Below are 22,516 nucleotides of genomic sequence, written 5' to 3' on the forward strand. Positions count from 1 at the left end.
GGACGTCCCCGTGACACACGGGCAGCAAGTCAGCCCGCACCGGGCATGACGTAGGGCCGAAACGCTCAGCGGCCACCATAGGTTCGCGCTATTGGCGGCGTCAAGGCGCTGGGCGGGCTCACGGGATGGCGGCGGCGTTTCCACGGCCGATTTTATAAAGCGCCGCTCAAGGGTTCAAAATCATCAAAGGAAAAGGGGCCGGCACGGGTTGTGCCAGCCCCTCCTGTCAAGAAGACATTTGGTCGAAGAAGGCGGGCTTAGAACCCGGCCTTCAGCGTCACGAAGAACTGGCGCGGGGCCAGCGGGTAGATGGCGTAGGTGCCGGAGGCCGAACCCACGGTGATGGTGCTGGCCGCCTTCTTGTCCATCAGGTTGGTGACGTTCAGCGCGATGGAGGACGACTTCACACCCGGGGCGATGGCGCCCAGGTCGTAGCTGGCCTCCAGGTTGAACTGCCAGTAGGACGGGACCCACAGGTCGTTGGTGTAGGTGGCGTAGCGCTTGCCGTAATACTCGCCGCTGACCTTGGCGCCGAAGGCGCCGTAGGTGCTGCTGACGATGAAGCGGTTCATCCACTCCGGATCGCCGGGGATCAGCTTGCCCGCGGTCTGCACCGTGCTGGCACCGCTGACGTAGTTCTGGTCGTACTGGGAGTGATTGTAGGACAGGGCGTCGTAGACCGAGAAGTGGTCGCCCAGGTGCACGGTGGCGGCCACGTCGACGCCGTCGGTGGTGACGCTGCCCACGTTCTGCAGGATGCCGACACCACCCACGAAGGTGGTGAGGGTGGAGTTCGGGCTGATCAGCAGCTGACGGTTGCTGAAGTCGACGTGGTAGTAGTTGATCTGGCCGCCGATGCCGGTGATGAAGCCCAGGTCCACCGGGTGGTCGCCACGCCAGCCGGCCTCATAGGTCCAGGAGGTTTCCGGGTTGCCGGTCCGCTTGAACAGGTCGAAGGCCGCCTGGCTGCCCAGGCTCCACGGCGAGGCGCCGCCCAGGCCATAGGTGATGTACTGGCGCAGGTTCTTCTGGATGTTGAAGAACAGCTGGTCGTTGCTGGTGATGTCCCACAGAGCGCCCACCTGCGGCAGGAAGCCCTCCTTGGTGTCGATCTGGCCCTGCGGCAAGTTCACGGTGGTGCCGCTGTAGGAACCGGACAGCGGCTGCACCGGCATCTTGCCATCGGCGAACTGCAGGCTGGCCTTGAAGCCGGCTTGCAGCTTTACGGTCGGCAGCACCTGCCACTGGTCCTGCAGGTAGGGCTGGATCACGTCGTTGGTGATCTTGCTTTCCACCTGGGTGAACAGCGCGTTGTCCGGAACGTCATAGGGCGTCAGCGGGTTGGTCAGCGACAGCTGGTACCAGCGCCGGGCGGTGGTGGTCTCGTTATGCTCCCACCACACGCCGCCTTCGATCTGGTGATCGCCCAGGGTGTAGGTGGCGTTGGAACGCACGCCCTCGCGGTCGATGGTGTATTCCGTGGTGCGGACGCCATAGCCGGTGTTGCCCAGCACGGTCTTCAGGTCCTGGGTCGGATAGTAGATCTTGAACACCGAGGCGGCGCCGCTGATGGGCAGGGCCACGATGCCGCGGCCGTCGTCATGGTGATAGTAGACCTGGTTGTGCCAGACCAGGTTGTCGCTGAACTGATAGTCGTAGCTGAGGTAGCCGAGGTAGTCGGTACGCTGCGCCGCGCTGAAGTAGTTGGAATAGTTGGCGCCCAGGGCCGCCGGGGTGTTGCCCTTGGCGTCCACGTAGGTCAGCGCCTTGGCCAGGTCCGGGTACAGGAAGGGGCGGGTGTAGGGCTGGTAGGCCTGGTTGGCGGCGATCGAGGTCGCGTCCTCGTTGGGCTCGATCTTGTCCGACCAGTCGAAGAAGGCCTTCAGCGTGCCCTTGTCACCGGCGTGCACGAACTTGCCGTTGACCTGGTAACCGCCCTGCTGGCCGTTGAAATCCCAGGCGCGGGAGTCCTGGCGCACGAAGGAGACGTAGCCGCTGTTGCCGCCGCCCAGGTCGCCGGTGTCGATGCGGGCGAAGGTGCGGAAGGTGTCGTAGCTGCCGAACACCTGTTCCACCTGCGCGCCGGCATCCGCCTTGGGATCGTCGGAGAACACGGCCAGCGTGCCGCCCAGGTTGCTGGTGGAGGCGGTGCCCAGGTCACCGGCGCCCGACGCCAGGCTGATGCGGCCGATATTCTCGCTGATGATGGCGCGCTGCGGCGACAGGCCGTTGTAGTTGCCATAGGACTGGTCGCCCAGCGGCACGCCGTCCAGGGTGTAGCCCAGCTGCTGGGCGTTGAAGCCGTGGATGTAGAGCGAGGAGTTCTGCTCGTTGTTGCCCCACGGATCGGCGTTCTGGAAGATGACGCCCGGCAGCATGTTGATGGCCTTCACGGCGTTCACGCCGGGCATGATGGCCTGGATTTCGCGGGTGGGCAGCTCGATTTCCGACGCGGAGCGGCGGGACGAGGTGACGATGATTTCCTGCACCTGATCGGCATCGGCGGCGGCCGTGTCCGGCGCCTGCTGGGCGGCGGCGGGTAAGGCGATCCCGGCCATCAGCGCCAGGGCGGCGGCCGAAGCCAGTAGGTGACGGATATGCATTCTTTCCCCCAGGGTTATGAAATTGCTGGGGTAATAGCCACGCTACCGCAGTGCGGCAAATTAAGATTTGATTTCTGGAATGGTGCGGAAATATTGCTAAATTATGTAATTTATACTTACAACGAATGGTTTATATCTGCTGTGCTTATGTCAAAAGGCCATTATATTACCTCACTCGCGGCGGGGGCGTAGGGGCTGAACGCCAGGGCGCGCCTGCTTCCCGGGCTGACGCCTGTTCCATTTGCGGCGGCTTGCCCCGATGACCGGGGTGACCTAAAAACCTCATCCATAGATAAGGTTTCCGGGGTTCCCGCCATGCCCGCTCCCGCCAAACTGAAACGTGAACTTTCCGTGGGAGAGGTGGCGAAACGCGCTGGCGTCGCCGTCTCCACCTTGCATTTCTATGAGGCCAAGGGCCTGATTGCCGCCAGCCGCAGCGGTGGCAACCAGCGCCGCTATCCACGCGACGTCCTGCGGCGTATCGCCATCATCCGGGTGGCGCAGCGGGCTGGCATCGCCCTGGCCGATATCCATGCCGCGCTGGCGACCCTACCCAACGGCCGCACCCCGACGCTGGAAGACTGGCGCCGACTGTCCAACGGGTGGAGGAACATGCTGCAACAGCGCATCGACAGCCTGACCCAACTCCGCGACCAACTGGAAACCTGCATCGGGTGCGGCTGCCTGTCGATGGGCGACTGCCCCTTGCGCAATCCCCAGGACCATCTGGCGGCTGAGGCCATGGGCCCGGTGCTGTTGCAGCGGGCTGGGGTGGGCCCCTCAGGGGAATAAGGCGTCCCTGGTCTTTAGGGGAGCAGCAGGGGAACATTGTTTGAGACGGCGGCGTGCCGGATCGTCGACGGCCTTCCGCGCGGTATTCATCCAACGTCCCCTGGTGCGTGAGGATGCGCCCGCCCCGGCCCAGCCGCAGGACGCCTACCGCTGGCCCTGGACGCATCCGCGCAACCCTCGCCAGGGCGAGGGCCAGCCCTGATCAGCGGGCCACGGGCACGACCTTTTGGTCGATGGCGCCGAAGACGCTGCCGCCATCGGCCAGCTTCACCTCCATGCGCACCCGGTCGCCATAGCGCATGAAGGGGGTCTTGGGCTCCCCCTCGTCCAGGATCTCGATGCCCCGCCGCTCGGCGATGCAACTGGACCCGATGGTGCGATAGCTCTCGTTGGACACGGTGCCGGAGCCGATGATGGTGCCGGCGCACAGGTCCCGCGTGCGGGCGGCGTGGGCGATCAGCTCATGGAAGCCGAAGGCCATGGCCCCACCCTCCGCCGCGCCGAAGCGGGCACCGTTGAACCACACGTCCAGCGGGCGATGCACGCGGCCCTCCCGCCAGGCGTCCCCCAGCTCATCGGGTGTCACCGCCACCGGGGCCACGCTGCAGGGCGGCTTGGCCTGCACCCAGCCGAAGCCGGTCTTCATCTCACGCGGCGCCAGCACCCGTAGGGACCAGTCGTTGATCTGCACCACCAGGCGCACGTGGGCCAACGCCTGCTCCGCCGTCACGCCCAACGGCACGGGGCCGGTGATGACGCCGAATTCCCCCTCGAAATCGATGCCGTCCGCTTCCGACGGCAGGGCCACATCCTCGGTCGCGGCCAGGAAGCGGTCGGAAACGCCCTGGTACATCAGGGGCTCCGCCCCCTGGACGTTGTCGATCTTGAACACTTTGGACATCAGCTCGCCATGGCTGAGATAGGCGGAGCCGTCCAGCCATTGCCAGGCGCGGGGCAGGGGCGCCAGGGCCTCGCTGGCGTCGAAGGGAAATGTGTCACGGCCGATGTTGACAGCATCGTACAGGGCCTGGAGCGCCGGGGCGACCTCGTCCCAGCGCTCGATGGCGTCCTGCAGGGTGGCGGCGATGCCATCGGCATAGGCGGCGCGGCGCAGGTCGCGGGAGACGACGACCAGGCGGCCGTCACGGCCGCTGTTGGTCGAGGCATGGCCGTCGCGCGTGCCGTTGGGCAGGGTGGCGAGTTTCATCGACTGTTCCCTCAGCCCACCTGCTCGCCGAACGTCTCGGCGATCCAATCGGCGATGTAGTCGCGGCCGTAGGACATGTTGTCCACGCCGACATGCTCGATGCCGCCCTCGCGCGGGGTGAAGATTTTCAGCTCCCGCTTGGGGCTGTTGACCAGCTGGTCATAGGTCTGGTGGGCGTAGTCCAGGCTGATCTGGCGGTCGTTCTGGCCGTGGGTGACCAGGAAGGGCACCTTGATGCGCTCCACCACGCCGTTCAGGGTCATGCCTTCCGCCTTGGCGAAGAAGTCGTCCATGTCCTTGGCGCCGAACACCCAGCTGACATGGGCCCAGTAATGGGGCACGGGGTTCTCACCCTCGCGCGCCAGGCGCTTGTGCTGCACCTCGGCCCAGTTGTGATTGGCGCCCCAGACGACGCCCAGGGCGAAGCGCGGCTCGAACGCCACGGCGCGCGGGGTGTAATAACCGCCCAGGGAGATGCCGGTGATGCCGATGCGCTTGGCATCGACGTCGTCCTGCGTCTCCAGCCAATCCACCACCTTGGACGCCCACTCCTCCGACTTATGGGTAGCGGGCAGGTTGTGCAGGCGCAGGGCCTCGCCGCTGCCCGGCTGGTCGATGCACAGGGTGGAAACGCCCCGGCGCAGCAGCGCGTGCGGCAGGCGGGACCAGTACAGCAGCTCCTTGCAGCTATCCAGGCCGTTGACATAAACGACCACCGGCTTCGGCCCCGGGCCCGGGGCGCGAGTGTACAGGCCGGCGATGACGCCCCCCTGATAGGGGATCTCGATACGCTCCGCGTTCTCCTTGCCCAGCGCCATGGCGCGGCGGAAACTGTCCTGCGCCTTGGCATAGGTGGCGCCGCGGCCGGGATGTCCGTGACCCTGCATGCGCTCCGCCGTGGTGTAGTAGAGCGAGGCGCGCTGCAGCTTGGTCCCGGCGGAGAAGTTGCGGCCCCGGGCCTCATCCTCGGCGGCCAGATCCACCAGCTTGTCGGCCATGGCCACCCAGTGCTTCAGGAACTCGCCCGTGCCCGCGTCCTCGCCCCGCGCGGCGGCGTCGCGCAGCGGCCGGCACATCTCGTCGATCTCGCCGATCTGGGCGCCGGACTCGATGGCGATGTCCACCGACAGGTTCCAGACGTAATTCTTGGGGAAGTATTCGAACATGGGTTCCGGCCTCTGGTCGCGAAAGGGACGCTGGGCCTGGGGTGTCCGGCTGGACCACGGGGGACGGTATGGGTGCCGTGGCACCCGGTCAGGGGACCATTCGGCCCCTATTCTCGATTTTCCTCCCGCCGTCCACCGCCGCCGCAGGCGTCAGCGATACGCACGGCAAGCACCCTGACGCGGGGGAAGCTATTTGGGAAATCGAACGATGCGATGGAACGCTAACGGTTTGGGTGATGATGCGGTGTCGTCCGCAAGAGGTGGCGCGTCCGGTCCAGGGGCTGCTCGCTGGCGGGCCGGGACCGGACGCGCGGCCCTGTTATGCGGCGCGGACCTTGGCTAAAAAGCCATCGACGGCCTGACCCAAGCGCCCGGTTTCGTGAGAGATTTCGCCAGAGACTTTCATGACCTGGCTTGCCGCCTCCCGCGTGTCGGCGGCGGCCTGGGTGACGCCCTGGATGGTGACGGTGACCTCCTGCGTCCCGCTGGCCGCTTGCTGGACGTTGCGGGCGATCTCGGCGGTGGCGGCGTTCTGTTCCTCCACCGCCGAGGCGATGCCCGTGGTGATGCTGCGCATTTCCTCGATCACGCGGCCCACGCCCTGGATGGTGGTCGCGGATTCCCGCGCCACCTGCTGCATGTTGGCGATTTGCTGGGCGATCTCATCGGTCGCCTTGGCCGTCTGGTTGGCCAGGCTTTTGACCTCCGACGCCACGACGGCGAAGCCCTTACCGGCGTCGCCGGCCCGCGCCGCCTCGATGGTGGCGTTCAGCGCCAGCAGGTTGGTCTGCCCGGCGATGGAGGAGATCAGCTCCACCACGTTGCCGATCTTCTCGGCCGCCGTGGTCAGGCCCATGATCTGGACGTTGGCCGCGTCCGCCGTGCGCACCGCGTCCGTGGCGATGGTCGTGGACTTGGCCACCTGGCTGGCGATCTCCTTGATCGAGACCGACAGTTCCTCCGTGGCGGCGGCGACCGTCTGCACGTTGGTGCTGGCCTCCTGCGAGCCTTCGGCCACCAGATTGGCCTGGCTGTTGGTCTGGTCCGCGGTGGCCGTCATGCTGGTGGCGGCACCGCCCATCTGATCGGCAGCGCCACTCAGGGTGGCCACCACCGCTTTCACGCTGGCCTCCAGCTCATTCGCCATGCGGCCCAGGGTCTCCCGCCGTTCCGCCTCGGCGGCGGCCTGCATGGCCCCGCGTTCCGCCTCGGCACGCTTCAGGTCGGCCGCCATCTTGTTCAGGGCCTGCGCCAGGGTTCCGGTCTCGTCCAATTGATCGACCACCAGGTCCTTGTCGGCCCGGCCGGCGGCCACATCCTCGGCGAAGTGGGCGCTGGCACGGATGGGGCGGGCGATGCCGCGGGCCACGAACCACATGCCGCCGACCGCGCCCGCCGCGATGGCCAGGGCCACGACCAGTTGCAGCGCTGTGTCGCGGTTGCCGCGCTGCTGCAGCGCGCCGTCCAGGGCTGTCGCCTCCGCCATCGCCACGGACCGGGGCACGTCCACCAGCACGGACCAGGGCGTCTTGGTCCGCCCCAGGGTGATGGGGGCGAACGCCTTGATGGAATCGGACGCCGTGTCCACCGTCACCTGCTGCTTGCCGGCCTGGATCACCGCCAAGTCGGCCTGCCAGTTGTGGTCGAAGCGCTCGAAAGAGCTGCCGATGGCGTCGGGATGTTCGCTGGACGCGACGATCAGGCCCTTGTGGCTGATGATGGTGATCGATGCCTTGCCGCCGAAGACCGACGCCTTCACCTGCTCGGCCAATTGCTGCACGAACGCCAGGTCGAAGTCGGCACCGGCGACGCCGCGGAACTTGCCGTCGATCGTGATCGGCACGGACATGGTGGCCAGATAGACGTTCTTGCCCTGCACGATGTAGGGCAGGGGGTCCAGGATGCTTTCACCGCCGCCGCCCTGCGGCCCGATATACCATCCGCCCTTCATGACGCCGTTGGGGTGCAGCGCATGGCTGTCATATTCCACCAATGGCTGGATGGCGATGTGGCCCGAGGCGTCGCGCGTCCAATAGGGCAGGAAGCGGCCGGTGGCATCGGAGCCCACTTCATGCTTGTCCTTGAAAGCGGCGTCCTGGCCATCCAGGGCGTCGGGCTCCCAGGCGCTGTAGGTTCCGTTGAACCGGGGGTTGGCCTTCAGCACGTTCAGCAGCACGGCGTTGAACTGCGCGCGGCGCAGTGCCGGCGCGGTGCTCACCTTGTCCTGGGCGTCGGCCAGCACCTCGAACGTGCGCGCCATATCGCGGGCGCTGTCGAACGCCCCATCCAGGGTGGACCGGACGATACCGGCCTGGGTGGAGGCCAGGGTCTGCAGGCTTTCCCGCGTCTTGTTGTCGGTCAGTTGCCCGACCTGATCGCCCACGAAGGTCTTGGTGTTGCTGGACGCGATCAGTCCATAGCCAACCAGGGCGCCCGTCGCCCCCAAGACGCACAGCGCGGAAAGCAAACTAATCTTGGTCTGTAAGGATTTAAAGCGCACGGCAGTCTCCCGGATAGTGTTGGACTTAGAGTCGCGTGTTATCCAGGGCAGCATACATAGGTAGCTCTGCAGCCAGGTGATCCACATCAATTGGGAATGGTTAATTGCTCTAATCACATACCAATGGATATGTTCTCGTCCTGCTCGTGTTTTATATTCAAATTCTATCTCAATGATGTTGTCTTGGTCTTATTTGGTTTCTACTTTATTAATATGGCCGTCGATCTTGATGGTCTAGCTGTGGAGTGTCATCAGGTTGTCCCGATCGAGGCCGATGCGGCTGATGGGCGGCAATGATTTTAGGCTGCTGTGTGGTCGATGCCAGTTGTATCGGTGCAGCCAGGCGGGCAATTCGGCGGCGCGCCCGTCTGAGGAGGGATACGCCTTTGCGTAGGCCCACTCCCGCAGGGCGGTTTGAATGAAGCGCTCGGCCTTGCCGTTGGTTTTCGGGGTGTAGGGTTTTGTCCTGATGTGTTTCAGGCCCAACTCGGCACAGGCGTCGCGGAAGGCGAAGGCCCTGTAGCAGGAACCGTTATCGGTCATGACGCGGGTGACCTTTATGCCCAGGCTGGCGTAGTAGGCGACCGCGGCCTTGAGGAACGGGACGGAGCTTTGGGTTGTCTCGTCTTTCATGATCTGGCTGAACGCCAAGCGTGAGGCGTCATCGATGCAGACGTGGACGAACTCCCAGCCGACGCCTCGGCTGTTGCTCTGGCCAGTACGGTCGCCGGTGATGCGATGGCCGACTTTCTCGAAGCGGCCCAGCTTCTTGATGTCCAGATGGATCAGTTCGCCTGGTGCCTTGCGCTCATAGCGGATGACCGGTTCCTGCGGTTGAAGGTCTTTGGCGCGGCTGAGTTTCGCAGCCCGGAGGACACGGCTGACCGTTGAGCAGGAGACCCCAGCTTCCTGGGCGATTTGCTTCCCGACCAAGCGCTGCCGGCGCGAAGCGATGATCTGTTCCACCACGGCCGGCGGTGTGGGCTTGCGCAGTCGGTGCGGCCTGGAGGACCGGTCCTCCAGGCCGGGCAGGCCCATGGCCTGGTACCGTTCAACCCATTTCCTGACGGTCTTCGCCGTCGTGCCGAAGGCTGTCGCCACGGCCTGAACGCCGTCGCCGGCGAGCACTCGCCGAACCAACTCGGCTCGACCCCTTGGCGTCAATCGGGCATTCTTGTGCACGTTCACTCGATCCTCCCGAGGATTGCTGAAGCTTCGCAACCTCAGCTTCCTCCGGCAGGATCGAGTGGACAACCTATTGGCAACTCACATCTAGCCCGCCGTCTGTCCGCATCACTGGCACAATACGGCCGTTTCTTTCTGATAGGCGGCCATCGGCTTCAGTCCAGCCGCGTGCCGACGGTCGTCCAGATGGCTGGGGTCCCGGGTCGGCAGCAGGACCCATCGCCTTTCGTCGCACCGGCCCTGGGTGCCGTAGACCTGTTCCCGCTGGAACGCGGTGGCCAGCCGGTCGATGAGGTAGGCGGCGTGGCGGCGCTCGTCGGGCGGCAGGGTCGCCTGGCTCAGCAATATCCCCAATTCCCGCTGTTGGTAGGCGGGGTCGGCGTCCGCATGTTGCACCAGCAGCCAGGCGCCATTGCTGGCGGCGGGGCCCCAGGTCGTGCTCAGGGGCCAAGGCATCAGGGTCAGGATGCGCCGTTTCGGTGCGTCCAGCCGCTGGTCGGTTTGGCGCATGAGGGTGAGGCGGGCCGCCTGGCAGTCAGCGCCTTCCTTGCAGGGTGGGCCGCTGCGGGCCGCTTGATCCGCTTGGGTCAGAAGCCAGAGTTGTCCCAGGACGCAAAGCCGCCGCCCCAGGCCGCAGTCGCCCTGGCCGGCGGAGATCCAGCTGTCCAGGGTGGCGCTGAAGCCGGCGGCATCCGTACCGCTGTCCGCCAGGGCATCGGCGGTGAGCGGCATCCGCGCGTCACGCGACCGGGCCTTCACGGCCGTATAAACAGCCGTGGCCTGGTCGCGCAGGCCGATTTCCGCAGGGCCGCAACTTCCCGCGTCGGTGCAGGGCAGGCCCATGAACACAGCCATGGCGGAATTGAGCAGGGAGAACCGGGCGCCCAGGCAAACGGGTCCGTCGCCGCAGTCCGTCGACGCCTCCTCCACCCAGGCGCTTGCCGCCGCGATGGTGGGGCCTGGACCGGCTGGTGGCATGGTTTGCGCGATGGCGGCCCAGGGTGTCAGAAGGCAGACGGCGGTCAGCCACGGGGCAAGGCGCATGATTTCTCCGGGAAGCGGGCTCCACTCTCCTCGATGATGCCGCCTCCATTTCAGGCCAAGCACTAAAAAAGGGCCGCCGGCGGGAAGTCCGGCGGCCCTCAGGAACCTTCCAGGGGGCCAACCCGAGGAAGGAGGCCTGTGGCGCCAGCGGCGCCGCAGGCTTAGAAGTCGTACTTCAGGCGCACATAATAATAGCCGCCGTCGTAGCCGTAGGGGCTGCTGAAGGAATATTGCTGGCCCACGCCATAGGTGCCGAACTCCGGCCGGATTTTGGCGGGGTACTTGTCGCCCACGTTCTGGCCGCCGATGCTGGCGGTCAGGTCTTCCAGCACCTTGTAGGAGACCTCGGCGTCGAAGATCCAGGCGGGATCGAAGTTCTGGCCCAGGCAGGTGGTGCCGCAGATGCTGACGTTGTCCTCCCAGGCGCCGAAATAGCTGGCACGGCCCAGGATGCTGAACTTGCCGATGTCCCACACGCCCGTCAGCGTGGCGCGGTAGTGGGGGCTTTCGTTCTGCAGATCCTGCACCTGGCCCAGGCCAATGACCGTGGGGTTGTACTTGGTGACGACCGTGTGGTTGATGTTCATGGCCGCCGTGGCGTGCAGTTCGCCCGCCGTGTCCAGGTCGAAGGTCTTGTTGGCGACGATGTCGACGCCCTGGGTACGGGTGTCGAAGCCGTTGGCGAAATAGTTCACCTGGCCGCCGACGCCCACCGCCGCCAAGGCCGGCTGGGCCAGGATGTCGGCCGCCGTCACCGAATAGGTGCTGGTGATGCCGATGCGGTCCTCGACCTTGATGTTGTAGTAGTCGACGGTCAGGTTGACCTTGTAGGGCAGGTCGAAGACCAGGCCGCCGGCGATGTTGAACGATGTCTCGGGCTTGAGCGGCTGTGAGCCGTAATAGCGGGCGATGGCGCTCCCCACCGGATAGGTGCCCTGCTCCACTGGGTTGCCATTCTGGAAGATGGTGGTGACCTTCGAGACGTTCTCCTGGCCTGGTGTGGGCGCGCGGAAGCCGGTGTTGACGGAAGAGCGCACGGCGACCCAGTCGGTCAGCTGGTAACGGCCGGTGACCTTCCAGTTGGTGGTGCTGCCGAAGTCGCTGAAATCCTCATAGCGCAGGGCGAAGCCCAGGCTCAGATCCTTGATCACGTCCGCTTCGGCGTCGGCGTAGAAGGCGTAGTTGCTGCGCGGGAACTGGCCGGCATCGGTGGGCGTGAAGCCCGGCATGCCGTTGGACCCCACTGGCACATAGGCGGCATAGGCGCCGGAGGTGTAGGAGGCGGCGTCGCCCGGGGTGATGGTGTAGGTCTCGCGCCTGTATTCGGCGCCGCCGGCCAGGGTCAGCGGGCTGGCCAGCCAATCGATATGGACCGGGTAGGTCAGGTCCAGATTGAGGTCCGTTTCCTCCTGCGTCTGAGTGCCCACGTAGAACTGCGTGGGGCTGCTTGGGCCCAGCGAGGGGTTGACGGTGTTGGTCATGTTGTACCGCACCTCATCCCGGCCATAGCTGGCGCTGGCGTCGATGATCAGGCCGGATTTGAGGGTGGTCTTGTAGCCGCCGGTGATGCTGCTATCCAGGATATCGCCGTAGAACCAGGGATGGTAGCCGCCGGGATAGACCTGGTTCCAGGCGAAGCTGGACCCATTGGCCAGGGTGAAGCTGGTGCTCAGCCAACTGCTCAGCGGATCGCGGTAATAGAAGCTTTCCTTCTCGTTGCTGTGGCCGAAGTTGCCGAACAGATAGATCTTGGAATTGTCGGTCAGGTCGATGCCGCTGTTGATGAACAGGCGTTCGGCCTCCACCGCGTTGTCGCCCCAGCGCTGGTTGGGCGTGGGGTAGCCATTGGGGCCCGGGTTGTAACCCGACGCCTTCAGGGCGGTGACGTCCGAGCGCTCCACCCCGCGGTCGGTGGGGTCGTTCTTCTGGTATTCGGCGCTGATGTTGACGAAGCCCTTGTCGCCCAGGGGCAGGCCGGAATTCACCTGGATATGGCCGGTGGCGCCATCGCCGGCATAATCCTGGCCCCATTGCACGATGACGCTGCCGCCGTGATCGGCATCCTTCAGGGTGAAGTTCATGACGCCGGCGATGGCGTCGGACCCGTATTGGGCGGAGGCGCCGTCGCGCAGCACCTCCAGCTGTTTGATGGCGATGGCGGGGATCTGGTTCAGGTCGGCGCCCTGCGAGCCCGAGGTCTGGGCGTCGCCGGCGATCTGCACCAGGGCCGAGCGGTGGAAGCGCTTGCCGTTGATCAGCACCAGGGTCTCGTCGGGCGGAAGACCGCGCAGCGTCGGCGGCCGCACGATGCCCGAGCCATCGTCACTCGAGAAATGGCCAACGTTGAAGGATGGGACCAGGGTGCGGATCAGGTCCTGGGTGTCGCTGCCCGCCTGCCGTTCAAGGTCTTCCGGCGTGAAGACGTCGACGGGCGAGGGGCTATCGGCGACCGACCGGTCGATGCGGCGGGTGCCCGTGACGACGATGTCGGTGATGTCCGTATTGTCCGCGGGCGCCGTCGCCGCCCAGGCGGTGGATACCAAGGAGGTCGAGGCCAGAAGCGTCAGGGCGGTAAAGGCGCGCAGACGACGCCGTTCATGCGCGGTGGCCCGCGCATTGCCGCAAAATCCCATATGAAGTCTCCCAGATTATCGTTGCGATACGTTTCTGGGTCGCTTCGTGGTGATTTTCCCCATGCCCGTCTTTTCTTTCCAGAAAGCCTACGGGACGCGACTTAGGGTTGGGGATGCGACATTTCGCCTTCGGCTGAATGTTCTATGACAGGGACGTGACGACGCCCGTGCCGAGGTCAGCGCAGCAGTGGACTGTCCGGCGGTACCGCCAATGTCAGCCAGCCGTCGTCCACGAACGCCGGCAGCGCCAGCAGGGACTCGCCCCGGCAGGGGCCCTCGATGCACAGGCCGGTGTCGGCGTCGAAATGGGCGCCATGGGCGTAGCACAGGATGCGCTGGCCGTCGCCGGACAGGAAGCGGTCCTTGCGGTATTCCAGGGGCACGCCCTGGTGGGGGCAGTGGTTGCGGTAGACCAGCACCTGGTCGCCCCGGCGCAAGGCGAAGACGGTGTCGCGGCCGGCCCCGGCGGGGTCGAAACCCCGCGCCTGCCCGGCGGGCGGCAGCGCGTCCACCGGGCACAGCACAACCTTGCCCCGGGGGGCGGAGGCGCCCCCGGGGTTTTCGGTGGCGGCGGTCACCTCAGTGCGCGCCGCCCTTGGGCGGCGGGCCGCTGGGGTACCACTTTTCCCGCGCCGTGAACAGGAACAGCTGCGAGGTGTCCGCGCCCGCGGGACGGTGACGCGCTTCCCAGTTATCGTCGTGCAGGTCCATGTCGGCGTCGTACTCCACGTGACAGCCTAAGGGGCTGTTGAAGTACCAGAACCAGTTCGATCCAAAGAAATGGCGGCCCGGACCCCAGAAGGTGGTGTAGCCCTTGGCCTCGAACCGGGTGCCGGCCAGCAGCACCTCCGTCCCGCTGCCCATATGGAAGGTGAAGTGCTCCACCCCCTTCATGAAGGGCGGCGTCTGGATCAGGAACAGGGTGTGATGATCGTCCGTCCCCGCCGGGCGCAGGAAGGGGCCCACGCCGGTGAACTTGTCCGTCACGCGGAAGCCCAGGCGGTTGACGTAGAAGGCCTCCGCCTGCTCCATGTTGGGCACGAACAGCACCACGTGCGACAGGGTGCGCGGCTCCGCCTTCATGTCGATGTCGATGCCCACCAGGTTGGGCCCGCGCTGCGGCGGGTGGCCGGGGGCGTTGGTCAAGTCGGCCGGCGCGGTGAACGGCCGGCGGATGGTCAGGGCGAAACTGAGGTGGAACCCGGAATCGTCGTCGGCATGCACGCTGCCGCCCTCGCCCCGGCGCACTTCACGGTCCTTGGATAGTTCGGCGGCGATGGCCTCCAGCGTCTCCGCGTCGCCCACACCGTAGACGATCTCGCGGATGGACGGGGCGGGACCGATGGCGGGTGGCAGGCGGGGATCGTCGGCGGCCCGAACGATGACGCAGGTGCCGTCCAGCGCCTCGAACCGGCCGTCGCCGGCGGGCGTCAGGCCATAGTCCGTCAGGTATTGGCTGCAGGCGTCGACATCGTCGACACCGAACACCAGGGCGTCCGGTCCGATGATATTCATGAGGCGTTCGTCTCCCGAGTTGGGGCCGCCCTCTCCTCCGGGGCGATCCAGGCTGAACCTTACGGGGGCAGTCGCCTTTGATAAAAACCGTTCCTTTCCATGCTCATGTATGGACGAAACCGATGGGTCGGGAACGCCCCGGCCCTCGCGCCTATGCGCCGCGGCGATAAATTCTCAACGGAAATATCCATTTCTCAACGGCTCGCCCGGCCGCCTAGCGTTCCGTCAACAAGAACCGAGGGGTGGAGTCCAAGCCATGCCGCGCACCTTTGTCCGCTGCCGCCGCCTGTTCACCGGGCTGGAGGATGGCACCCGCGCCGATCAGACCCTGGTGATCGAGGATGGCCTGTTCATTCATGTCGGCCCCACCGCAGACGCCCCCGCGTCGGCCACCACCGACACCGTGATCGACGCCGGCGACCGCTTCGTCATGCCTGGCCTGGTCGATGCCCACACGCACATCGTCTTCGGCAACGCCCGGGGCGAGGAGGACATTGATTTCTGGGGCACGCCGGAGTTCCGGGCCCTGCGCGGCCTGTTCTTCGCGCAGCGCGTGCTGGCGGCGGGCTACACCTCCATCGTCGTGCCGGGCGACGCCGGCAATTGCAGCATCTCCGTCCGTGACGCCATCAATGCCGGCCTGTTCACCGGCCCCCGCATCGCCGCCAGCAGCTGCGTCATCGCCAATCGCCACAGCCTGAACGACTGGTTTCCCGAGCATGTCGGAACCCCCGACTATGTGACGGGCCGCCTGTGCACCACACGCGACGCCCAGATCGAGGAGGTGCGGCGTCAGGCCAAGGCGGGGGTGGACGTCATCAAGATCGCCATGGATGGCACCCATTTCCGCGAGGATGGCACTCACATCGCCGCCTTCACGCAGGAGGAGATCGGCGCCATGGTGGCGGAGGCCCACCGCCTGGGCAAAAAGGTGGTGACGCATGCCTATGGTAAAGAGGCGGTGCTGTATGCCGCGCGGGCCGGGGTTGATGTCATCAACCATGCCTTCTTCGCCGATGATGAATGCATCGAGGCCATGCTGAAATCCGGCAGCCATGTCAGCCCCACCCTGACCTTCCTGCGCAACAACGTGGAATTCGGGCAACCGCATGAGCCCACCGCCGGCTCCGGCTACCAGGGGGCGCAGCGCCGCATCATCGAGGTGGCGAAGCGCACCTTGACCCGCATGCGCCAGGCCGGCGTGCCCTTCATGACCGGCAGCGACAGCGGCTTCGCCGTCACCCCCTATGGTGAATGGCACGCGCGCGAGATCGAGATCCTGGTGGACTGGCTGGGCTTCTCGCCCGCCCAGGCCCTGCGCGCCGCCACCAGCGTCTCTTCCCGGGCCATGCCGCGCGGGCACACCCTGGGCGCCATCGATCCCGGCCGGCGGGCGGACTTCATCTTCGTGGACGGTGATCCGCTGGCCGATGTCGCCGTGCTGCAGCGACCGGGCGTCGTCACGGCCGTCCATATCGGTGGCGTGCCGGTTGCCGTGGAGGCGCGGCGCTATGACCCGTACAAGGTCACCCATCTCAGCAGCCTGAAATGGACGGACGTCTACACCCGCGACCGTGCGGTGGAGCTGGGCCTGTGGCACAGTGCGGCCCAATAAGTCGCTCGAAGGGAGAACGCGATGACCGTCCTGACCTGCGCCGTGGCGCTGAAACTGGTGGAGGCCATCCTGGCCGAGGGCAAGGTGCGCGGTTTCGCGCCGCTGACCGCCGCCGTGCTGGACGCCGGCGGCCATGTGGTGGCGCTGGCCCGCGACGACGGCTCCAGCCTGCTGCGGCCGCAGATCGCCACCGGCAAGGCCTGGGGCGTGCTGGGCATGGGGTTCGGCGGGCGCGAGTTGGCGCAGCGCGCCGCCAAGATGCCGGCCTTCTTCACCGCCGCCATCGAACTGGCCGATGGCAAGATGGTGCCGGTGCCGGGCGGTGTGCTGATCCGCGATGCCGGGGGCCGCATCGTGGGATCGGTCGGCGTGTCCGGCGACACCTCCGACAATGACGAGATCTGCGCCGTGGCGGCGCTGCAGGCTGTGGGTGGCCCGCTGGGGCTCAAGGCCGACACCGGCGCCGCCTGACGTCCCTCTGCCCGCTCAGTGATGGTGGTGCCCGCCGCCGCCGGTGGCGAAGGGATGACGCTCGGCTTCTTCCGCCTTGGCGGTCAGCATGGCGACGGCGGCCGGCGTGGCCGGGAAGGGACCTTGCCAGACCGTTCGCAGGGCGCCCCGGCTGTCCACCAGCACCAGCAGCGGCCCCTCCGGCGCGCCGCCGATGGTGCGATAGGCCACGGCCGCCTCCGGGCTGGTGCTGCCACAGGCGGTTTCGGGTGGCGGCCGGTCGGGATCGGTGCTGACGATGACGGGCACCACCGGTGTCGCCTGCACCGCCGTCACCGCTTGCGGGGATACCTCGGCATAGCCGATGGCCAGCAGCAGGGGATGGCCGGCCAGGTCGGCCAAGCTGCCGGCCCTGGCCAGGGCGCCACCGGCCGGACAGCTCAGGTCCAGTTCCGGCGCCGGCATGCCCCAGGTCCACACGCCCTTGGCCTCCGCCACCGTCGTGCCGCTGTTCAGGGTGTGGATGTAATCGATCAGGGCCCAGCGCTCATCCTCCGACAATTGGTCGGCGAAGGCCGGCATGACCAGCTTGCCATCGGGGTCGGGCATGCCGTGGGTCAGCCACCAGAAGATGTCGCCCTCGCTATGGTCCAGCAGGTGGTGGGCGGTCAGGTCGGCCGGCGGGATGCTCAGCTTGGCCGCGTCCGGCCCATCGCCGGCGCCCCCGGTGCCATGGCAGCGGGCGCAGTGGCCGGGGAACAGGGCGGCACCCTGCGCCACCGAGGCGGCGGTGAACCCGGTGGGGGAGGACCAATAGCTGGTGGGGAAGGCCTCCACCGTCAGCAGGTCCAGGTCGGGGACGCCGAACCATAGAAAGCCGGCGGCGAGCACCGCCTCAACGGCCCTGCGCTTTAACGATGGCCGCCGCCAAGCTCCTTTGCCTGGCGGGAAGGCGACACCGATGAGGGAAATGACCCCTAGGGCTGTGAGGCCCAAGGCCTTCCAGGCCATGCCGCCGTAATCAGGATCGGACAGGATTTCGCCGCTCAGCTTGCGGGCGAAGGGCCACAGCGGCTGGTCATGCACACCCGGGACGACACTAGCCAGCCAGGCGGCCAGCGCCACCACGGCAGTGCCCAGGCCCAATTCCACCAGCACGCAGGCCCGCAGCGCCCCCAGGGAGACCGTGCCCCGCGCCAAGCCTGGGGCGATGCGCCAGCGGTTCAGCGCCGCGCAACCCAGCATCAGGGCGAACAGGCCGGCCTTGGCGATGGCGATGTGGCCGTAGGTGGTGCCGATCAGGCCGGCCAGAGTGCCGATCAGCGCCACGCCATTCAGCAGGGCGGTGGCCGCCAGCAGGGTGACGCAGGTGACGCCCAACGGCGAGAAGCGCACGGCCAGGTCGGCCGCCAATCTCCGGTTCGATAGGGCCATCAACAGGCCCGCCATGCCGCCCAGCCAGGCGCCGGCCGCCAGCAGGTGCAGCACCTCCGCCACCAGGCCGGGCAGGCTGGCGGCATCCAGGGTGACGGCGACATGGCCGACACCGGCATGCAGGGCCAACGACAGGCCCAGCAGGGTCGCCAGCGTCCGGGTGGACGCCTGGCGGCCCACGGCCAGCGCCGCGACCAGCAGCGCCAGCCGCAGCAACATGACATGGCCATAGCGGGTGCCCGCCGTGGGGGCGAGGGCGCCCATCACGGCGGCGGGGTCGGCGTTCCCCACGAACACGGCGGCCTGCGCCGCGAACCAGACCAGACCGGCCGCCAAGGCCGCCGCCGCCGCTCGCCCAGCCCAGCGGCGCAAGGTGGCGGTCAGCCCGTCGCGGGCAGGGCCGGGCGGGGCTTTGCCCACCACCAGTAGGGCGAAGGCGGGCAGGCCCCAGGCGGCCAGGGCCAGGGCGATGTGTAGCGCCCGGGCGATGGCCAGGCCGGTTTCCAACGTGCTCATGGGAACTGTTTAGGCGCCTTACTTCTGAACCTCAAACGTGAAGGTGCCCTGGGACTTGTGCGTGTCGACCGAAGTGACGGCCCAGTTCACGGTGTAGGTGCCGGGGGCGGCGCCGTCGATGCTGACGATCAGGTGCTTGGCGTCGGCCGGGTCGGTGTGGGTGTCGCCCTTGTCCACCTTGGCCCCGTTGGGGCCGGGGCCCGTAACGGTGATGGTGCTGAACTTCGGTTCCAGATCCTCGGTGAACCAGGCTTCCACCTGCGTCGGCGCGGCGGTGGTGCCGCTGGCGGTGGGGACGGAGCGCTTCAGGTGGGCATGGGCGGCGGCGGTGCCGGCCAGGCCCAGGGCGATGACGAAGGCGGCGGCGGAGGCCGCGACGGTGCGGTAGGTCATGGGCGTATCCTTGAGATGAAAGGGGAAACGGGTGACGTGACCGGGCGTCAGAGCGACACTTTCAGGCCGCCGAAGAAAGTCCGCCCCGGGAAGGGGTGGTACAGGAAGTACTTCTCATCATTGAGATTGTCGACGCCCAGGTCCAGCGTCAAATTGTCCAGCATCTTGTAGTTGATGTGGACATCGGCGACCAGGAAGCTGTCGAAGGCGCCGAATACCTTGGCGACGCTGTCGGTGTTGTCCAGCGTCGAATACTGCTTTCCACTATAGCGGCCGGCGATGGTGAAGGCCCATTGCTCATCCGGCCGGTATGTCGCCGCCAGCGTGACGCGCCAGTCGGGAACATAGGGCACATGCTTGCCCGTGGCCGTGGTGCCGGCGCTGCTGGCGAAGTTGGGATCGGACAGGATGGTGCTGTCGACATAGGTGACGCTGCCCGACAGCTCCAGCCCCTTGACCAGAACGTCGCGCTGGTTGGCCGCCAGTTCCACACCGCGGTTGCGCACCTCATCCACGTTCACGGTGTAGCTGACCGGCGTGGCGCCCGTCAGGAAGGTCGTTTGCGCGATCAGGGCGTCGTGCGTGTTCTCCTGGAACAGCGACAGCCGCACGCGCCCATCCGTGAACGTGCGTTCCACCGCCAGCTCGCCGCTCAACACCCGCTCCGGCCTCAGGTTCGCGTTGGGTGCCGTGTAGGTCGTGCCCGTCTGAACCAGCTGGTACAGTTCGCTGACCGTGGGGAAGCGGTAGGCTTCGCCGAATGAGGCGGTGACGTGCCAGTCGGCGGCGGGTGTCCAGGTCAGGGTGGCCTTGGGCGAGAAGGCGCCCGTCTCCGTGTCCGGCTGCTCCACCCCCTTGCCGCCGCTGTAGTTATAGCCGTCGAAGGCCTGCCAGCGCTCCAGCCGGCCCCCCAGCGTCGCGGTCCAATCGGGCAGGAAGGTCCATTCGTCCTGCGCCCACAGGGCCAGGGTCTGGGTCTTGCCCCGGCCGCTGCTGTACAGGCCCTGCCCCTGATCGCTGCCGCCCTGCCAGGTGGCGGTGCTGTAGGTGGGGTTGACCAGCTCGTACTGATCCGCGTGCAGACCGACGCTGACGGTGTTGGACGGCGTGGTGCGCCACAGGGCCTTGGCGTCCACGTTGGTCCAGTTGGTGCCGTCCATGCGGGCGATGCGGCCGGCGGTGCTGAAGCCGGTGCCGCTGGCGGTCACGCCGGTGGGGGTGCGCTGGATGTCGTCCAGCATCTCGTAATGGCTGGCCGTCACCTCCGCGTCCCAGGGGCCCTTGCTGTCGCTGCGCAGGGTGACGCTCTGCGCCAGATGGCTCTGCCACAGGCTGTACTTGCCGCTGGCGAAGCCGGACAGGCCGGCGAAGGTGGCGGCGCCCGTGCTGTCGCGCAGATAGGTCTGCACGTCGGACGTCGCGTCGTTCTGCCAGTATCCCAGCGTGTAGTTCAGGCGCCAGACCGGCGTCAGGTCATACCCCAGCTTCAGCTTGGCGTTGGTCATCTGTGTGTGCAGCAGGCCGCTGGCGCCCACGACGTCGGCCACGGCCCCGGTCTTGTTCTGCGCCAGGAAGGTGCCGCTGGTGCCCGTCGGCACCTTGCCGTTGGTGACGAAGCTCAGCGGCTGGCTGTCGCTGTCCTGGTAGTTGGCGCTCAGCGACCAGGTGAAGCGTCCCATCCGGTCGCCGACATGGGCGCTGGTCTGCGAGGTCACCAGGTCCTTGTGCGTGCCGTACAGGCCAAAGCTCTGCACCGCTTCCGACTGGCGGGCGTCGGCCTCCAGCCTCTCCGGCGTGCGGGTGGTGATCTGCACCACGCCGCCCATGGAGTTGCCGGCATAGGCGGCGGAATAGGGGCCGTACAGCACGTCTACCCGCTCGATCTCTTCCGGCGCTACCAAGCCCCACCGCGGGGCGCCGATGGTGTTGTTGTTGGCGATCAGGGCCGAGATCAGCACGTCATCGGCATAGACCAGGGTGCGCGCGCTGGAGTTCACACCCCACGTCCGGGTGGCCAGCACCGCCTGGGTGTCGCCGTTGTTGCGTTTGCGCAGGAACAGACTGGGCAGGTATTTCAGCGCGTCCTCGCTGTCCAGGACGTTCTGCGTTTCCATCACCGCGACGCCGGTGACACCCACCACCGTCTGCGGCGCCGCGTACCGCTCCATGGAGGGGCGGTCGGCGGTGATGATGATGGGGTTGGCGGCCAAGTCCAGGTCGATATCGGCCTCAGGCGCGGCGAGGGACGGACCCGCGGCCAGGCCGGCGCCCAGGGCGACGGCGGCGGTGAACAGGCGGCGCGACAGGCGCCGGGATGGGCGAACCCAGGATGGGCGAACCATGAAAGGCGATCCTTCGGGGAACGGCCGGCGGCGGCCCGGATGATCCGGGCGGCATGACCGTTCTGGACAGGGGGCCGTCGCCCATCCCGTGGAGGGGACGGAACGGCGGGCTATGGCTGGGATGCCCGGAGGCCGCGACGGGTCGCGGTATCGCACTGTGGATGGGTGAAGGACCCCGGGCGTTCAGGCGGCCAGGGGTGGGGCGCGGGCGCCCGGTGTGCCCGGCAGGCGTGACCGGGGGCGGCGTGACCGCGTGACGGGGCGCCAGCTTTGGCCAACGCGCCGGGTGGGTAGGGCCAGGACCAGCAACAGCAGCGGGATGGCCAGCGCCGCCAGGGTGGCGAAGGCGCAGGGGCCCATATGGTCCTGGTCGCTGCCCGTCCGATGATCGTGGGGAACGGCCTGGCCCGGTATCGGTAAACCGCCGGCTTCCGCATCGGGGTGATGGTGGTGGGCGTGCGCGGACGGGGTGACGGCCAAGCCGTTATCCGCGGGGGCAGCCCCCATCACACTGTCCATCAGGTCGTGCACACCGGGGCACAACATGAAGGGGGCCGGTCCGCCAGCGGTGTTGACCATGTAGCCGACAGGAATCAATCCGCGCAGCAGCACCGCCGCCAGAACCACCCAGGCCCATGCCCTCGGCGCCCGCCGGACGCGCCCGAGGTCCAGGGACCTCAGCACGGCGGCCAGCGCAGCCGACAGGGGAAGCAGGAGGAAAGGCGTCATGGTGCTACTTATATGGGTTATTCGACTGTTGGTTGGCAACCGAAACGATGTGCTGGCCAGCATCCTATTCCGACCGCCATTTGTCCACCCTGAGATGGATCAAGCCGGCCATCTCCCCCCGATGGTGTCTGCCGAGGGGTGAAGGGGTGCCGCGTGCCTCAAACGGCCGCACATATTAGAATAATAATTCTGCGGAACCTATCCCTGGCCCATTTGCTCGACAGGCCCCCCGCACGGGATTTCGGCTTGCGCCGCTAAAAGCGAGAATCCAGAAAAATGGCGGGCCGACGACGGCCTTCGGTGAGAGGAGGACAGTTAATCTCCGGCTGGGATGACGTTCAGTTCACTGATAGGTGGGTATCGGTGAAGCCGCATTGACAGTTCGGCAAGGG

At 66.8% G+C, this 22,516-nt stretch carries 16 protein-coding genes; 3 read left to right on the plus strand and 13 right to left on the minus strand.

Annotation, left to right across the window (positions count from 1 at the left end; genetic code table 11):
- Positions 1 to 257: 257 nt before the first annotated feature.
- A complete protein-coding gene (locus tag UCD39_RS27980) occupies positions 258 to 2,603 on the minus strand; it encodes a TonB-dependent receptor (RefSeq protein WP_330498879.1) in 2,346 nt (781 codons plus the stop codon).
- A gap of 315 nt (positions 2,604 to 2,918) precedes the next feature.
- Here UCD39_RS27980 and soxR point away from each other — a divergent pair, with 315 nt between their 5' ends.
- A complete protein-coding gene (gene soxR / locus UCD39_RS27985) occupies positions 2,919 to 3,395 on the plus strand; it encodes a redox-sensitive transcriptional activator SoxR (RefSeq protein WP_330498880.1) in 477 nt (158 codons plus the stop codon).
- A gap of 202 nt (positions 3,396 to 3,597) precedes the next feature.
- Here the strand turns inward: soxR and UCD39_RS27990 are convergent, their stop codons facing one another.
- The 8 genes from UCD39_RS27990 to UCD39_RS28025 all read right to left on the minus strand — a co-directional run bounded on the left by UCD39_RS27990 (position 3,598) and on the right by UCD39_RS28025 (position 14,645).
- Complete coding sequence (locus UCD39_RS27990; RefSeq protein WP_330498881.1) at positions 3,598 to 4,602, minus strand: fumarylacetoacetate hydrolase family protein; 1,005 nt, start codon at positions 4,600 to 4,602, stop codon at positions 3,598 to 3,600.
- 11 nt (positions 4,603 to 4,613) lie between these two features.
- Entirely contained in the window at positions 4,614 to 5,768 is a 1,155-nt protein-coding gene (locus UCD39_RS27995) for an alpha/beta hydrolase family protein (RefSeq protein WP_330498882.1), read from the minus strand.
- Between the two features lie 319 nt (positions 5,769 to 6,087).
- Positions 6,088 to 8,268 (minus strand): methyl-accepting chemotaxis protein, encoded by a 2,181-nt coding sequence (locus UCD39_RS28000; protein ID WP_330498883.1) that lies wholly within the window; start codon positions 8,266 to 8,268, stop codon positions 6,088 to 6,090.
- 234 nt (positions 8,269 to 8,502) lie between these two features.
- Complete coding sequence (locus tag UCD39_RS28005) at positions 8,503 to 9,456, minus strand: IS481 family transposase (protein ID WP_330498884.1); 954 nt, start codon at positions 9,454 to 9,456, stop codon at positions 8,503 to 8,505.
- A gap of 105 nt (positions 9,457 to 9,561) precedes the next feature.
- Entirely contained in the window at positions 9,562 to 10,497 is a 936-nt protein-coding gene (locus UCD39_RS28010) for a DUF6624 domain-containing protein (protein ID WP_330498885.1), read from the minus strand.
- 161 nt (positions 10,498 to 10,658) lie between these two features.
- A complete protein-coding gene (locus UCD39_RS28015; RefSeq protein WP_330498886.1) occupies positions 10,659 to 13,130 on the minus strand; it encodes a TonB-dependent receptor plug domain-containing protein in 2,472 nt (823 codons plus the stop codon).
- A 176-nt stretch (positions 13,131 to 13,306) separates the two neighbouring features.
- Positions 13,307 to 13,708 (minus strand): Rieske (2Fe-2S) protein, encoded by a 402-nt coding sequence (locus UCD39_RS28020; RefSeq protein ID WP_330498887.1) that lies wholly within the window; start codon positions 13,706 to 13,708, stop codon positions 13,307 to 13,309.
- A 1-nt stretch (position 13,709) separates the two neighbouring features.
- Complete coding sequence (locus tag UCD39_RS28025; RefSeq protein WP_330498888.1) at positions 13,710 to 14,645, minus strand: VOC family protein; 936 nt, start codon at positions 14,643 to 14,645, stop codon at positions 13,710 to 13,712.
- 256 nt (positions 14,646 to 14,901) lie between these two features.
- Here UCD39_RS28025 and UCD39_RS28030 point away from each other — a divergent pair, with 256 nt between their 5' ends.
- A complete protein-coding gene (locus tag UCD39_RS28030) occupies positions 14,902 to 16,260 on the plus strand; it encodes a metal-dependent hydrolase family protein (protein WP_330498889.1) in 1,359 nt (452 codons plus the stop codon).
- Between the two features lie 21 nt (positions 16,261 to 16,281).
- Positions 16,282 to 16,731: a GlcG/HbpS family heme-binding protein gene (locus UCD39_RS28035; RefSeq protein ID WP_330498890.1), complete on the plus strand. Its 450-nt coding sequence runs from the start codon at positions 16,282 to 16,284 to the stop codon at positions 16,729 to 16,731.
- A gap of 15 nt (positions 16,732 to 16,746) precedes the next feature.
- Here UCD39_RS28035 and UCD39_RS28040 read toward each other — a convergent pair whose 3' ends face one another.
- From UCD39_RS28040 to UCD39_RS28055, 4 genes are all read right to left on the minus strand, one after another.
- The gene (locus UCD39_RS28040; protein WP_330498891.1) at positions 16,747 to 18,660 is read right to left on the minus strand and encodes a CopD family protein; all 1,914 of its coding nucleotides are present in this window, start codon (positions 18,658 to 18,660) and stop codon (positions 16,747 to 16,749) included.
- An 18-nt stretch (positions 18,661 to 18,678) separates the two neighbouring features.
- Positions 18,679 to 19,053, minus strand: coding sequence for a copper resistance protein CopC (locus tag UCD39_RS28045; RefSeq protein WP_330498892.1), 375 nt, complete (start codon positions 19,051 to 19,053; stop codon positions 18,679 to 18,681).
- A gap of 47 nt (positions 19,054 to 19,100) precedes the next feature.
- A complete protein-coding gene (locus tag UCD39_RS28050) occupies positions 19,101 to 21,395 on the minus strand; it encodes a TonB-dependent receptor (RefSeq protein ID WP_330498893.1) in 2,295 nt (764 codons plus the stop codon).
- Between the two features lie 183 nt (positions 21,396 to 21,578).
- Positions 21,579 to 22,124 (minus strand): hypothetical protein, encoded by a 546-nt coding sequence (locus tag UCD39_RS28055; RefSeq protein WP_330498894.1) that lies wholly within the window; start codon positions 22,122 to 22,124, stop codon positions 21,579 to 21,581.
- Between the last annotated feature and the right edge of the window lie 392 nt (positions 22,125 to 22,516).

This window comes from Nitrospirillum karajorum, assembly GCF_036348415.1.
Taxonomy (GTDB): domain Bacteria; phylum Pseudomonadota; class Alphaproteobacteria; order Azospirillales; family Azospirillaceae; genus Nitrospirillum; species Nitrospirillum amazonense_B.

What these genes read in the sequence shown, in the direction of transcription:
- UCD39_RS27980 (WP_330498879.1), bottom strand. Translation starts at nt 2,603, where the DNA reads ATGCATATCCGTCACCTACTGGCTTCGGCCGCCGCCCTGGCGCTGATG.
- soxR (WP_330498880.1), top strand. Translation starts at nt 2,919, where the DNA reads ATGCCCGCTCCCGCCAAACTGAAACGTGAACTTTCCGTGGGAGAGGTG.
- UCD39_RS27990 (WP_330498881.1), bottom strand. Translation starts at nt 4,602, where the DNA reads ATGAAACTCGCCACCCTGCCCAACGGCACGCGCGACGGCCATGCCTCG.
- UCD39_RS27995 (WP_330498882.1), bottom strand. Translation starts at nt 5,768, where the DNA reads ATGTTCGAATACTTCCCCAAGAATTACGTCTGGAACCTGTCGGTGGAC.
- UCD39_RS28010 (WP_330498885.1), bottom strand. Translation starts at nt 10,497, where the DNA reads ATGCGCCTTGCCCCGTGGCTGACCGCCGTCTGCCTTCTGACACCCTGG.
- UCD39_RS28015 (WP_330498886.1), bottom strand. Translation starts at nt 13,130, where the DNA reads ATGGGATTTTGCGGCAATGCGCGGGCCACCGCGCATGAACGGCGTCGT.
- UCD39_RS28025 (WP_330498888.1), bottom strand. Translation starts at nt 14,645, where the DNA reads ATGAATATCATCGGACCGGACGCCCTGGTGTTCGGTGTCGACGATGTC.
- UCD39_RS28030 (WP_330498889.1), top strand. Translation starts at nt 14,902, where the DNA reads ATGCCGCGCACCTTTGTCCGCTGCCGCCGCCTGTTCACCGGGCTGGAG.
- UCD39_RS28035 (WP_330498890.1), top strand. Translation starts at nt 16,282, where the DNA reads ATGACCGTCCTGACCTGCGCCGTGGCGCTGAAACTGGTGGAGGCCATC.
- UCD39_RS28040 (WP_330498891.1), bottom strand. Translation starts at nt 18,660, where the DNA reads ATGAGCACGTTGGAAACCGGCCTGGCCATCGCCCGGGCGCTACACATC.
- UCD39_RS28045 (WP_330498892.1), bottom strand. Translation starts at nt 19,053, where the DNA reads ATGACCTACCGCACCGTCGCGGCCTCCGCCGCCGCCTTCGTCATCGCC.
- UCD39_RS28050 (WP_330498893.1), bottom strand. Translation starts at nt 21,395, where the DNA reads ATGGTTCGCCCATCCTGGGTTCGCCCATCCCGGCGCCTGTCGCGCCGC.
- UCD39_RS28055 (WP_330498894.1), bottom strand. Translation starts at nt 22,124, where the DNA reads ATGACGCCTTTCCTCCTGCTTCCCCTGTCGGCTGCGCTGGCCGCCGTG.